This window comes from Actinoplanes hulinensis (genome assembly GCF_019429605.1).
GTDB lineage: Bacteria > Actinomycetota > Actinomycetes > Mycobacteriales > Micromonosporaceae > Actinoplanes > Actinoplanes campanulatus.
Genome location: NZ_JAHXZI010000004.1, coordinates 235,563 through 248,934, shown reverse-complemented (window position 1 = coordinate 248,934; position 13,372 = coordinate 235,563). Strand labels below are relative to the sequence as shown.

Genomic DNA, 13,372 nt, shown 5'->3' with positions numbered 1-13,372 from the left:
TCGCTGTTCCGGTGTGTCCGAGCCCGGGCCGAGGTCGTGCCGAGGCGGGTGCCGCCTTCTCCGCCGTTTCCGTCCCGCCGGGTACGTCCTGAGGGCGGCGCATGATCGGGCAGACGGTTTCTGTCGTACCTCGGTGGTAGAAACCGGGCATGAATTCGACTCCGCCGTTCTCCGAGCTTCTCGCCCTGATCGAAGGCCGGTCGGCGGCGCTGCGTGACGCCGTCGACGCCGCGCCGGATCCGACGGTCCGCGTTCCGGGGTGCCCCGACTGGTCGCTCACCGACCTCGTCACCCACCTCGGCGGTGTCCAGCGGATCTGGGCCGCCACGGTCGCGGCGGCCGATGACTCCGGGCCGCTTCCGCCAGGGCAGCGTGGCGAGCAGGATCCCGAGGGCGACCTGCCGGGATGGTTCAGCCAGTCCACCGGCCTGCTGCTCGACGCGTTGCGCACCGCCGGGCCGGAGGCGTCCTGCTGGGCGTGGCGGGCCGAGTCGGGCGCGCCGCTGACCGCCGGGGCGGTCGCCCGGCACCAGGTGCAGGAGGCGGCCGTGCACGCCTACGACGCTCAGGAGGCCATCGGCCGGCCCGAGTCGTTGCCGGCCGCCGTCGCGGTCGACGGGGTGAGCGAGTTCCTCACCGTCTGCCTCGGCTCGCTCGGGGCCTGGCCGCACCGTCCGGCGCGGGTCGCCTTCCATGCGGTCGAGGGCCCGTCCTGGACCCTCGACCTGTCCCCGGCCGGGGCCAAGGCCGACCCGGCGGCCAGCGGCGAGCCGGTCACCGGCCTCCGGGGCACCGCGAGTGACCTGGTGCTGGCCCTCTACCGCCGCATCCCCCTGTCCGATATCCGCATCGACGGCGACCGTGCCGTCGCCGACCAGCTCCTCGCCTGGAGCAGGATGGACTGACGCCCGGTGGGTCGTGGCGGAGGTGGCACTCAGCCCGGCAAGCCGCGATCCGGCCTGCCGGGCTGTGGGGTTGCGCCGGTGCGGTCAGACGGTGGCTACCGCTTTGTTGCGTTCGGGGTGTGGGGTCTCGTCGAGCTCCTGCCACGCGGGGAAGAGGAAGGGGGAGACCGTCACCGCCAGATAGCCGATCGCGGCCAGCAGGGCGGCGGTGTGCAGACCGAGCAGGTCGGTGGCCCAGCCGCCGACGATGCCACCGAACGGGATGCCGGCCCAGGAGACCGCGATCAGGACGCTGATCACGCGACCGTGCAGGTGGGTCGGGATCCGGCGGTAGACGGAGGCCATCAGGATCGGGTTGACCGTGGACATGAGGGCGCCCGCGACCGCCGCGGTGGCCAGCACGACCCAGACGCGGTCGGTGAGGGCCAGGGCCAGCAACTGCGCTGGGCCGCCCAGGAAGAAGCAGATGCCGAGGGTGCGGCGCCGGGGCAGGCGTGGCGCCAGCACCGTGTAGAGGAGGTTGCCCGCCACCGCGCCCAGGCCGAAGGCGGTGCCGATCACCCCCAGTGCGGCGGGTCCGTGTGGGCCGTCGCGGACCCACACCGGTACGAACACGGTCGCGAACGCCTGGTCGAACAGGTTGGTGGCGAACAGCATCGCCATGACACCGACGATGAGGCGATCCCCGCGTACGTACCGGAATCCGTCGCGCAGCGCGTCCGCGTACCCCTGCTGTTCGCTCTCGGCGCGAGCCGCGGCGTCGGCGTGACCGACCCGGACGAGCGCGCCGATGATCAGCGCGCTGACCGCGAACGAGAGCGCGTCGAAGAGCAGGACCACCGCCGGGCCGAGCGTGGCGATCAGCACCCCGGCGAGCGGCAGGCCGACCAGGGTCGCCGCGCGGCAGGTGCCGTCGTACATCGCGGTGCCGCGTTCCGTGGAGAGGCCGGCCGCGGCGATCGTGCGGGGCAGCAGCGCCCGTTTGGCCGCGTCACCGAAGCCCCGCAGCGCGCCGGCCAGGGCGATCAGCACCAGCAGCGTGCCGAACGACACACCTTCGCAGTAGGCGATCAACGGGATGCCGGCCACCGCGAGGACGCTCGCCGCATCGGCGGTCACGGCGGTGGGCCGTGGGCCTACCCGGTCCACGATCGGGCCGCCGATCAGGCCGGACAGCACGTAGGGCAGCATCTCGGCGAATCCGGCCACCCCGGCGAGCAGCGCCGAGTCGGTGGTGACGAGGATCAGCCAGGGTACGGCGACGAAGGTGATCCGGCTGCCGAGCATGGAGATCGCCTCGGCGGTGAGGAGAGCGCCCAGCTGGCGGCTCACCGCACGACGCGGGGGAGCCGGCCCGCGGAGAGAGTGGGCGACGGGCATCGACCGAACATAAGATCGCTGGCCGTTCGTGACAAGACGGTCATCGATATAAGACTCAGGTCGGGGGCAGGTGGTCGATCACGTTGTAGCGGTCCAGCGTCAGCTCCCCGGGACCGCCGTCGAACCGGGTGATGGACGCGTTCCGTACGCTGCCCGCCTCGCGTTCCACCTCCAGCACCTCGTCCCAGCTCAACTGCTCGATGACGGCCCGCATCATGAGCACCACCGCGTCGTGGGCCACGACGATCACCCGTTGCCCGGCGTGGTCGGTGTGCAGGTCGTCCAGGAACGACTTGAGCCGGATCGCGATGTCGGCGAACGACTCGCCGCCCGGTGGCACGTACTCGAACTCGCCGGCCTCGGCCCGACGCGCCGCCTCGTCCGGGTAGCGGGCCGCGACCGCGGCGTGGGTGAGCAGCTCCAGCTCGCCCATCAGCCGGTCCACCAGGCGGTCGTCGGTGCGCGGCGCCGGCAGGTCCAGGCCCGACGACGCGGCGGCTATCCGCCACGTCTCGCGGGCGCGCAGGTAGGGCGACGTGATCACCGCCTGTGGCCGGTGCTCCTCCGGGAGAGCGGCCAGCCATTTGCCCACGGCGGCGGCCTGCTCCTCCCCGGTTTCGGTGAGCGGCACCTCCGCGTCGCGGCCGCTCACCGCCGCCTCCAGGAGCCCCTCCGCGTTGGCTGCGATGAACGCCACGTTGGCCAGGCTTTGCCCGTGCCGGACCAGAATCAGTTCAGCGACCATGATCGGACCCTACCGAGTCCGCCCGTGTCCGGTCACGTTCCGAGTTCAACAGAAAGCGTCTGGTAACTGCGTTCATTGCGTGAAATGACCCTCCGGTGCATTCGCACGGTCGTCCTCCCGCCGCCGGCCCGGCGCACGAAAGACCCGATCCTGTACGGGCGGGCGCCCGCGGAAGCGGACCGGAAGCGGGCCCCGTTCGCGCTGCCGAGATCAGTGCCGAGCCCGACCGCCGATGGCCGCGCCGTCCGGTAGTGGCTGATCTTGCTCAGCTGGTCGTGGGCGCCGTCTCAGCGCCGTTGAGGCGGCCCTCAGCGCCAGCCGAGTGGTTCGGGCTGGTCGTCAGGGCTGTCTCGAACGCTCCGGAACAGCGCCCAGAACCAGCCGGACAAGATCGATCACAGGGCGGAAAATCGCTGGCCGGGAGAGGTGGGCCGCGTTCAAGATGGCGGCGTGACCAAGCTGAAGCGTTTCCCCGCCGTCTCCGTCGCCGTGGCCGATCGGGCCGTGCGACAGCAGACCGGCGCCGAGTCGATTTCGGGTCGCCGGCAGCGGTCATGAGCGGGGCGTTCCTGGCCGGTGTGGTCGCCGGCTACGGCATCGCGGTGCCCGTGGGAGCCATCGGTGTGCTCATCGCCGGGCTCAGCGCCCGGACCTCGTTGCGGGTCGGCGCGGCGGCCGGGCTCGGCGCGGCCACCGCGGACGGCCTCTACGCGCTGGTCGCCGTGGCCGGGGGAGCGGCTGTCGCGGCCGCGATCGCGCCGGTGGCCGTGCCGCTCCGGTGGGCCGGGGCGGCGGTGCTCCTCGCGCTGGCCGGATGGACCGCCTGGGGTGCGATCCGCGCGACCGGGGTGACCCAGCGGGACGAGCGGCCGGCGACGGCGTTCCGCGCCTACGCCGGTGTTCTCGGCCTCACGCTGCTCAACCCGGCCACCGTGATCTACTTCGCGGCGCTGGTGCTCGGCAGCGGCGGCGCGGGAGGCGGCGTGTGGTTCGTGGCCGGCGCCTTCCTCGCCTCGGCGAGCTGGCAGCTGCTGATCGCCGGTGGCGGCTCGCTGATCGGCCGGTTCCTCACCGGCCGGCGTGGCCGCCTGATCACCGCCCTGGTCTCCAGCATCGTGATCGCCGGCCTGGCCCTCCAGCTGCTCGTCACCGGTTGACCAGGTGTCTGGCCGACCGCGTGCGGAACGGCCCGAGTCGCACCTCGGTGAAGGCCGCTGCTTGTCACCGGTTGACCAGGTGTCTGGCCGCCTCGCGGCGGGAGAGTGGGGACAGGCGATCGCCCTGGGCGGACAGGAAGGCGCGGACCGCCTCCGGGTCGGTGCGGGTGTGCTGGCGCAGAGCCCAGCCGATCGCCTTGCGGATGAAGAAGTCGCGGTGGCCGGCCTGGGCGGCGCAATAGCCGAACAGGCGGTCGGTGTCGGTGGCCGGGCCGTAGGTGAGCTGGTGCAGGATCGCGGCCCGGACCAGCCACATGTCGTCGGCGCGGGACCACTCGTCCATCCGGGTGACCGTGTCCGGATGCCGTCGCACCAGGTCGCCGACCACGTGGGCGGCCAGCGCGTCCACTGTGTCCCACCAGGATTTCGTCACGATCAGCTCGGCCACCGTGTCGAGGAACGCCGGCCCTGGGACCTTGATGTGCCTCGCCAGGTAGTCGCAGGCGAACTGCTGGAACTCGCGCTCGTCACGGGACCAGCAGGCCAGCGCCACGTCGCGCAGCTCGGCCTCGGCCGGTCGTGGCAGGCCGGCCAGGGCCACGCGGGCCCGGGCGCGCCGCACCGGGCTGGTCAGGCCGAGGAACGGGAACTGATCGCGCATGTAGGCCGCCGCCCCGACCGCCCGCACCGGGTCGCGGGCCTCGTCGAACGCGGCGGCGAGCCGGTCGACCAGAACCACAGCCAGATCGCTCATGTCCCGCATCCTGCCACCGGGGTACGACGGAAATCCGCGGAAGTAGGGTGGGCGGAATGGGGGAACGTGCGGCGGCCGGCGGTGGCAAGTGGGTCGATGTCGCGCCCGGGCGGCTGCCGCGATGGCTGGAGAACTTCGCGGCGCGCCATGGCCCGTACCGTGCAGAGGGGTTGACGGTGACCGCCGAGGACGGCGCGTCGGCGACGCTGCACGCGCCCCCGGGAGCCGGGCCGGTCACGACGCTGGCCGAGCTGATCCGGGAAGCGCGGGCACCGCGACGGCTGGGGTTGCTGCTGGCCCGCAAGGGCGCGGTCGCGGTCGGTATCGCCGACGGCGACGAGCTGATCACGTCCAAGGTGGACACCCATTACGTGCAGGGGCGCACGGCCGCGGGCGGCTGGTCGCAACAGCGCTTCGCGCGCCGCCGGGACAATCAGGCCAAAGCGGCCGCTGCCGACGCCGCCGGCATCGTGGGGCGCATTCTCCTTCCGGAGGTACGGACGATGGCCGCGCTCGTGGCCGGAGGTGACCGTGTGGCGGTGGACACCATCCTGGCCGTGCCGCAGCTGAGGGCGGTGGCCGCTCTCCGTACCGGAAGGTTGCTGGATGTGCCGGAGCCGCGGCACGCGGTCCTGGTGACCGCCGTGGCCGCGGCTCGCGCCGTGCCGATCCTGATCCGCGAGTGAAGCCCTGCCGATCCTGATCCGCGAGTGAAGCCCTGCCGATCCTGATCCGGGTGGGTCAGGCGACCGCGCCCGCCTTGAAGGTGTCGCACTGCTTCGGGTCGCCGGACTCGTAACCGACGCGGAACCAGTGCTGGCGCTGCTCGGACGTGCCGTGGGTGAACTGCTCGGGGTCGACCCGGCCGCCACCGCGCTGCTGGAGGGTGTCGTCGCCGATCTGGCCGGCGGCCTGGATGCCCTCCTGGATGTCGGTGTCGGTGAGGCTGGTGAAGATCTTGTCGCCGTCCTTGTCGGTGGTGTTCGCGGCCGCGTTCGCCCAGGCCCCGGCGTAGCAGTCGGCCTGGAGCTCCAGCTTCACCGACTCCTGGTTGGCGGAGTCCGGGTCGCGTTCCTGCCGGCGGCGCATCTCGGCCTCGGTGCCGAGCACGTCCTGGATGTGGTGCCCGTACTCGTGGGCCAGCACGTACGGCTGAGCGAACTCGCCCGGCGCGCCCAGTTGCCGGGACAGCACCTGGTAGAAGGAGAGATCGATGTAGACCTTGTCGTCGGCCGGGCAGTAGAACGGGCCCACACCGGAGTCGGCGGCGCCGCAGGCGGTGTTCACCGAGCCCTCGAAGAGGTGAGTCTTGGCCGGGACGTACTGTTCGCCGAACGCCTGCGGCAACTCGTCACGCCAGTACGCCTGGATCGACGTCACATAGAGCCCGTTGCGGCACACCAGTTGCTGGAGCTGCTCCGCGCCGGTGCTGCACTGGGTGATCGGCTGGCCGGTCGACTCGCCGCCGCCCCCGCCCATCGTGTTGATCCCGAAGTAGCCGCCGACCAGGGCGATGATCAGGGTGACCACGATGCCGGCGAGGCCGCCACCGCCGATCGGCAGCCCGCCGATGCCACCGCCACCACCCGATCCGCGGCCGTCCTCGATCGAACCGGTGTCGATGTCGGCGCGTTCGTTGAGTTCCATAGTCGTCCCACCTTCACCACGGTTGCCCGGCGGGTTACCCGTTGACCTTGTGAATTAATCGGGTGGGAGGTGCCGTGGCGGCCCGGGTATCATGGCCGCGTGCTGCTCTGCGAAGGCTGACCTGCCCCGGCGCCGACCGTCATCTGCGATGGCCGGCGCTTTTCTGCGCCCTGAGTCAGCCGTCTCACCGAGAGCGAGAAACCTCATGATCACCGCCACCGGACTGGAACTCCGCGCCGGCGCGCGCATCCTGATCTCCCCGACCACGATGCGGGTGCAGCCCGGCGACCGGATCGGCCTGGTCGGCCGCAACGGCGCGGGCAAGACCACCACGCTCAAGGTGCTCGCCGGGGAGGGGATCCCGTACGCGGGAAGCGTCGAGCGGACCAGTGAGATCGGTTACCTGCCGCAGGACCCGCGTACCGGGGATCTGAACGTGACCGGCCGCGACCGGGTCCTGTCCGCCCGCGGCCTGGACACCATCCTCGCCGAGATGCAGAAGCTCGAGGTCCAGCTCGAGGAGAGCGGCGACGAGAAGCTGGTCCGGCGCTACGGGCACCTGGAGGACCAGTTCTCCGCCCTCGGTGGCTACGGCGCCGAGGCCGAGGCCGCCCGGATCTGCGCCAACCTGGGCCTGCCGGAGCGCGCCCTGGCCCAGACGATCGGCACCCTCTCCGGCGGTCAGCGCCGCCGGATCGAGCTGGCCCGCATCCTGTTCGCCAACTCGGGGCAGAACGGCAAGGGCATCCTGCTGCTCGACGAGCCGACGAACCACCTCGACCAGGACTCGATCACCTGGCTGCGCGGCTACATGGCGCAGCACAAGGGCGGCCTCGTGGTGATCAGTCACGACGTCGAACTGCTCGACGCCGCCGTCAACAAGGTCTGGTATCTGGACGCCAACCGCTCGGTCGTCGACATGTACAACATGGGCTGGAAGACGTACCTGGAGGCCCGCGAGACCGACGAGCGCCGCCGCCGCCGGGAGCGGGCCAACGCGGAGAAGAAGGCCGGCGCCCTGATGGCGCAGGCGGACAAGATGCGTGCCAAGGCCACCAAGACGGTCGCCGCCCAGAACATGGCGCGTCGTGCCGAGAAGCTGCTCGGTGGGCTGGAAGAGGTGCGTACCTCCGACAGGGTGGCGAAGGTCCGGTTCCCGAGCCCGGCCCCGTGTGGCAAGACCCCGCTGACCGCGTCCGGGCTGTCGAAGTCGTACGGCTCGCTGGAGATCTTCACCGATGTCAGCGTGGCGGTGGACCGCGGTTCCCGGGTCGCCATCCTGGGCCTCAACGGCGCCGGCAAGACCACCCTGCTGCGGATGCTGGGCGGCCTGCTGGAGCCGGACACCGGTGAGGTGCGTGCCGGGCACGGGCTGCGGCTGGGCTACTACGCCCAGGAGCACGAGACGCTGGACGTGGACCGGACCATCCTGGAGCACATGCGCAGCGCCGGGTCCGAGCAGACCGACACCGAACTGCGCAAGATCCTGGGCGCGTTCCTCTTCTCCGGTGACGACGTCGACAAGCCGGCCGGTGTGCTCTCCGGCGGTGAGAAGACCCGGCTGGCCCTGGCCACCCTGGTCTGCTCGGGCGCCAACGTGCTGCTGCTGGACGAGCCGACCAACAACCTCGACCCGGTGAGCCGCGAGCAGGTGCTGGACGCGATCGCCAACTACCCGGGGGCGATCGTGCTGGTCACCCACGACGCCGGCTGTGTGCAGGCGCTGAAGCCGGACCGGGCGATCCTGCTGCCGGACGGCGACGAGGACGCCTGGAGCGACGATCTCCTGGAGCTCGTCGAGCTGGCCTGAGCCGGGATCATTGCCGATCGTCAGTTGTCAACAGGTGCCCACACAGACAGTGCGATGTTCGGGCGTTTGCCAACAGGTCGGGCGCTCGGCCGGGGCTCCGTCCCAAGGTCGAGTGTCACGCCATGGAGCGATCACAGCACTCTCCGGAGCGATCGAGGGCCTCCCCTCGATCGAGTGTTTCCGCAGGTGATCGATGGTCTTGGGCGGCGGCCCCGCTGCCCGGAAATGCCTTCCGAGAGGCTGCCGGCAAACTGTCTGACATTGATGCCGGTGGTAACCGTCAAGTTCCTGACAGTAATAAATGGGCACGTTCACGGGGGCTAGATGCCTGGCGCATGATCGTTCGAGACGGTGTAATAGGAGGGACCGTATCTGACCGCACTGTCTGCGACGTGAGGATTCAAGATGGCAGCCACTGGCACAGCTACCAGTACTGAGAAGGGTCGTCGAATCGTCGGTAGCGAGCGGCAGTCGCTCGCCAAGGACCTGGTGAAGCGTTACACCTCCGGCGAGAGCATCCGCGCGCTGGCCGCTTCCACCGGCCGTTCCTACGGATTCGTCCACCGCGTGCTCACCGAGTCGGGTGTTCAGTTGCGCCAGCGTGGCGGCGCCCGCCGCCGTAAGAAGGCGTGACGTCCGGCAACGCTCGACCCAGTTCCACCGACGACGTCGGCGTTCGCTACGAACAGGACGGGCCGGTCGCGACGGTGACGTTGTGCCGGCCCGACGTTCTCAATGCTCAGACTCCGGCCATGTGGACGGAGCTCGGCAACATTTCACGAAAATTACCGGGTGACGTCCGGGTCGTCATTGTCCGGGGCGAGGGACGCGCGTTTTCCGCCGGCCTGGATCTGTCGGTGGCACGTGGCGACGGCGATTCTTCTCTGGCCGTCCTGGCACAGTTGTCCGCGTCCGAGTGCGCGGATCGGATTGCCGGGTTCCAGACCGCGTTCACCTGGTTGCGCAGTCCGTCCATTGTGACGATTGCCGCTGTGCAAGGACACGCGATCGGCGCCGGCTTCCAGCTTGCGCTGAACTGTGACATGCGGGTCCTCGCCGACGACGCGCGGTTCTCCATGGCCGAGGTCACACTCGGGCTGGTTCCCGATCTGGGCGGTACGAAACGGCTCACCGAGCTGGTCGGCCCGTCCCGGGCACTGGAGATATGCGTGACCGGCCGGCGGATGGCGGCCGACGAGGCGGACCGGATCGGCCTGGCGACGGCCGTGGTCCCCCGAACCGAACTGGACGGGGCGGTGGCCGACCTCGCCGCGGCGGTGCTGGCCGCGGACGGTGGCGCGGTCGCCGAGATCAAGGCCCTGCTCGCGGGTGCGCCCCAGCGGTCGTACGCGGAGCAGGACCGGGCCGAGCGCGAAGCACAGACCCGCAGGTTGAGCGACCTGCTGGGTTCCGGGGAGTAGATCACCTCCCGGGATTGTCGTACCCACGGGGCAGACTGTGTGCTGCCCCGTCGAACGGCACCCGGGAGGTGACATGTCCAGCTGGAGTGTCCTGCGCTCGATCCAGAACGCGGACCGGGTCAGCCGGCACCGTGTGCGCAAGGGCACGTCGGAGCGGATCCTGCGGTTCGCCGCGCCGTACCGGCGTGACATCGCGGTGTTCCTGCTGACCGTGGTCCTCGCCGCCGGGATCGGTGTGGCCACCCCACTGCTCGCCGGCGACGTGATCAACGCGATCACCGCCGGACGCGCGGACGCGGTGGTCCGGATCGCCCTGGTGATCGCCGGGCTGGCCGTCGCCGAGGCCCTGCTGTCGCTCGCCCAGCGGTGGTATTCGGCACGCATCGGCGAGGGCATCATCCTCGACCTGCGCACCCGGGTCTACGACCACGTGCAGCGCATGCCGTTGCAGTTCTTCGCGCGCACCCAGACCGGCGCCCTGGTCAGCCGGCTCAACAACGACGTCGTCGGCGCGCAGCGGGCCTTCACGTCGACGCTCTCCGGCGTGGTCAGCAACGTCATCCAGCTGGTCCTCACGGCCGCGGTGATGTTCACCCTGTCCTGGCAGATCACCGCCCTGTCGCTGTTCCTGCTGCCGGTCTTCATCGTGCCGGCGCGACGGGTGGGCAAGCGGCTCGCCGAGATCACCCGGGAGTCGTACAACCTCGACGCGAAGATGAACGCGACGATGACCGAGCGGTTCAACGTCTCCGGCGCGCTGCTCGTCAAGCTCTTCGGGCGGCCGGAGGTCGAGGCCGCCCGGTTCGGCGAGCGCGCCGGCCGGGTCCGCGACATCGGCGTCCAGCAGGCGATGTATTCCCGGACCTTCTTCGTCGCGATGCTGCTCGTCGCTTCGCTCGCGCAGGCGCTGACGTACGGGCTGGGCGGCTGGCTGGCGGTCCGCGGCGACGTCTCGGCCGGCACCGTCGTCACCCTGGCGTTGCTGCTCACCCGGCTGTACGGTCCGCTCACCGCGCTCAGCAACGTCCGGGTCGACGTGATGAGCGCGCTGGTCTCCTTCGACCGGGTCTTCGAGGTGCTGGACCTGCGACCGGGCATCGCCGAGAAGCCGGGCGCCGTACCCATCCCGGCCGGCTCCGGGCTCATCGAGTTCCGGGACGCCCGGTTCCGCTACCCCAGCGCCGCCGAGGTGTCGCTCGCCACCCTGGAGGACGTCGCCACCCTCGACCACCGGGAGAACGAGGAGGTCCTCGCCGGCCTCGACTTCACCGTCGAGCCGGGGCAGATGGTCGCGCTCGTCGGCCCGTCCGGCGCCGGCAAGTCCACCACGTCGATGCTGGTCTCCCGGGTCTACGACGTGACCGGCGGCTCGGTCCGGATCGGTGGGGTCGACGTGCGCGACGCCACCCTCGCGTCACTGCGCGACACCGTCGGCGTCGTCACCCAGGACTCGCATCTGTTCCACGAGACCATCGCCGACAATCTTCGGTACGCACGACCAGACGCCACCGAGGAACAGATGTGGGACGCGCTCACCGGCGCGCGGATCGCCGCGCTGGTGCGGGCCCTGCCGGACGGGCTCGACACCGTGGTGGGGGAGCGCGGCTACCGGTTCTCCGGCGGGGAGAAACAGCGGCTCGCCATCGCCCGGCTGCTGCTCAAACAGCCGTCGATCGTCATCCTCGACGAGGCCACCGCCCACCTGGACAGCGAATCCGAGGCGGCCGTGCAACGGGCGCTCGCCGAGGCGCTGCGCGGGCGGACGGCGCTGGTCATCGCGCACCGGCTCTCCACCATTCGGGAGGCCGACCAGATTCTGGTTCTGGACAGGGGGCGCATCGTCGAGCGCGGCCGGCACGAGGAGTTGATCGTCGCGGGTGGGCTCTACGCCGATCTCTACCGGACCCAGTTCGCGGAACTCCCATCGCGGGAGATGGCGGTCGGGCCAAGCGCCGGTGACGATCGTGGTTAGGGCCCGTCCGGCCGATGGTGGGCCGGGTGACGGTGGAGCAGGCCGCGCGCAGGCAGCACACCGGCCTGGCGATCGGATCCGGCACGCTCCGGGGCCGGCGGGGCGGTCGCGTCCTCGCCCGGGCCCGGCGGGCCGGTCGGGTCCTTGCCCGGGCCCGGCGGGCCGGTGCCCGGGCCCGCGGTGGCCCGGGCCGGATCGGGAGCGGCGCCCGGCTGCCGTGCGGCGGCTCCAGGCGTGTCCACTGTGGTCCCGGCCTCCGGGGTGGCGTCGGCGGCCGGGCTGAGAACGCTGCCCGGCGCGGCCGCCGCGGTGGCGCCGGCGGTGGTCGCCTGCCGGCCGCTGTGTTTTGCGAAGCGGGCGGCCAGGGGCTTCGCGGTCAGGCCGTGAGCGAAGACGCTGAACAGGACGGTCAGCCCGATCACGGCGACGGCACGGTCCGCCCGCGGGCCGAGATCCTCCACCGCGAGCATCGCGAAGACGATCGACGCCAGGCCGCGGGGGCCGAACCAGCTGATGAAGGCGATCGTCCGGAGCGGAAGGCCGCTGCCGATCAGGGAGAGCCCGGCCGGCAGCATCCGGATCACGGTAAGGCTCAGGAGCGCGTACCCGATCACCGGCCAGTCGGTGTGGGCGATGACGATCGGCACCGCGGCCGCACCGAAGATCAACCAGGTCAGCAGGGAGGCCAGGCCGGCGGTCTGCTCGACGTAGAAGACCTCGCGTGCGCTGCCCCGGCCGGCCGCCGCCCCGAACACGATGCCGGCCACGAAAGCGGCGACGAAACCGTTGCCGCCCAGCCAGTGCGTGCCGGTGTAGACGGCCAGGGCCAGCGCCAGCACGCCCGGCCCGGCGAAATCCTCGGACGCCCAGCCCCGGGCCCGGGCGGTGCGCATCGCCCGGCCGCCCACCAGCCCGGCGCCGACGCCGGCCGCCACGCCGATCACCACGTCGCCGATCGCCGTGTGCGGACTGCCGGCGGTGGCCGCCGCGCCGGCGATCGCCAGTGTCACGACCGGGGTCGCGATGCCGTCGTTGAGTCCACTCTCCACATTGAGCGTCCGGCGGATCCGCTCCGGCACCGACGGGTCGGACATCACTGCCGCGCCCAGGGCCGCGTCCGTCGGCGCCAGGGCGGCACCGATCAGGAGCGCGAGCCAGAATCCCAGCTCGCCGAAGAACACGGCCGCCAGCAGGGTGCCCACCGCGATCGTCAGCGGCAGGCCGATCCCCAGCAGCCGTGCGAAGAGGCCCAGGTCGGCGCGGAACTCCGGCAACCCCACCCGGGACGCGTCGGCGAACAGCACCCAGACCAGGGTGATCTCGGCCAGCAGCCGGACCACCTCACGGGTGGCCTCCGGATCGGGCATCGGGCCGGTGGAGAGCAGCAGTCCGGCGCTGACGAACAGGATCGGCGCGGTGAGGTCGGCGCGACCCAGCCGCGCCGACCACAACCCCCAACCGAAGACGGCGAGCAGCGCCATTGCCGCCGCCGCTTCATTCATGCCCCGATCAGACCGCGAGACGGGTACGACCGGATCACCCCGACCGGATGAGCGATCCGGTGCCCCGAGATCGAGGAAA

Annotated in this window: 12 protein-coding genes; 7 read left to right on the top strand and 5 right to left on the bottom strand. The window is 71.3% G+C overall.

Translation table 11 applies throughout. The features are described 5' to 3' along the window. The first annotated feature begins 149 nt into the window (after positions 1–149). A complete protein-coding gene (locus KZ829_RS09580) occupies positions 150–905 on the top strand; it encodes a maleylpyruvate isomerase family mycothiol-dependent enzyme (protein WP_220143484.1) in 756 nt (251 codons plus the stop codon). A gap of 84 nt (positions 906–989) precedes the next feature. On the opposite strand, the gene KZ829_RS09575 is transcribed toward KZ829_RS09580, so the two are convergent. Beyond that, positions 990–2,237 (bottom strand): MFS transporter, encoded by a 1,248-nt coding sequence (locus KZ829_RS09575; RefSeq protein WP_308285411.1) that lies wholly within the window; start codon positions 2,235–2,237, stop codon positions 990–992. A 103-nt stretch (positions 2,238–2,340) separates the two neighbouring features. After that, positions 2,341–3,030: a histidine phosphatase family protein gene (locus KZ829_RS09570; RefSeq protein ID WP_220143482.1), complete on the bottom strand. Its 690-nt coding sequence runs from the start codon at positions 3,028–3,030 to the stop codon at positions 2,341–2,343. A gap of 554 nt (positions 3,031–3,584) precedes the next feature. Between KZ829_RS09570 and KZ829_RS09565 the strand changes: the two genes are divergently transcribed. After that, positions 3,585–4,187, top strand: a complete 603-nt coding sequence (locus tag KZ829_RS09565; protein WP_220143481.1) for a LysE family transporter — start codon at positions 3,585–3,587, stop codon at positions 4,185–4,187. 64 nt (positions 4,188–4,251) lie between these two features. On the opposite strand, the gene KZ829_RS09560 is transcribed toward KZ829_RS09565, so the two are convergent. After that, on the bottom strand, positions 4,252–4,941 hold the full coding sequence (locus KZ829_RS09560; protein WP_220143480.1) for a DNA alkylation repair protein: 690 nt from the start codon (positions 4,939–4,941) through the stop codon (positions 4,252–4,254). A 56-nt stretch (positions 4,942–4,997) separates the two neighbouring features. On the opposite strand from KZ829_RS09560, the gene KZ829_RS09555 reads away from it, so the two are divergent. Continuing rightward, positions 4,998–5,627: an acVLRF1 family peptidyl-tRNA hydrolase gene (locus tag KZ829_RS09555; protein ID WP_220143479.1), complete on the top strand. Its 630-nt coding sequence runs from the start codon at positions 4,998–5,000 to the stop codon at positions 5,625–5,627. Positions 5,628–5,682: 55 nt separating this feature from the next. On the opposite strand, the gene ypfJ is transcribed toward KZ829_RS09555, so the two are convergent. Then, entirely contained in the window at positions 5,683–6,588 is a 906-nt protein-coding gene (ypfJ, locus tag KZ829_RS09550) for a KPN_02809 family neutral zinc metallopeptidase (protein ID WP_220143478.1), read from the bottom strand. A gap of 205 nt (positions 6,589–6,793) precedes the next feature. On the opposite strand from ypfJ, the gene KZ829_RS09545 reads away from it, so the two are divergent. The 4 genes from KZ829_RS09545 to KZ829_RS09530 all read left to right on the top strand — a co-directional run bounded on the left by KZ829_RS09545 (position 6,794) and on the right by KZ829_RS09530 (position 11,791). Beyond that, positions 6,794–8,398, top strand: coding sequence for an ABC-F family ATP-binding cassette domain-containing protein (locus KZ829_RS09545; RefSeq protein ID WP_220143477.1), 1,605 nt, complete (start codon positions 6,794–6,796; stop codon positions 8,396–8,398). A 405-nt stretch (positions 8,399–8,803) separates the two neighbouring features. Further along, a complete protein-coding gene (locus tag KZ829_RS09540; RefSeq protein ID WP_014441759.1) occupies positions 8,804–9,031 on the top strand; it encodes a helix-turn-helix domain-containing protein in 228 nt (75 codons plus the stop codon). Beyond that, positions 9,028–9,819 (top strand): enoyl-CoA hydratase/isomerase family protein, encoded by a 792-nt coding sequence (locus KZ829_RS09535; protein WP_220143476.1) that lies wholly within the window; start codon positions 9,028–9,030, stop codon positions 9,817–9,819. Before KZ829_RS09540 ends, KZ829_RS09535 begins: the two co-directional genes overlap by 4 nt. Before the next feature lie 73 nt (positions 9,820–9,892). Further along, positions 9,893–11,791, top strand: coding sequence for an ABC transporter ATP-binding protein (locus KZ829_RS09530; protein WP_220143475.1), 1,899 nt, complete (start codon positions 9,893–9,895; stop codon positions 11,789–11,791). Here the strand turns inward: KZ829_RS09530 and KZ829_RS09525 are convergent. Then, positions 11,788–13,293 carry a cation:proton antiporter gene (locus KZ829_RS09525; protein WP_220143474.1) on the bottom strand — a complete coding sequence of 502 codons (1,506 nt, stop codon included), beginning with the start codon at positions 13,291–13,293 and terminating at the stop codon, positions 11,788–11,790. The genes KZ829_RS09530 and KZ829_RS09525 overlap by 4 nt on opposite strands. Between the last annotated feature and the right edge of the window lie 79 nt (positions 13,294–13,372).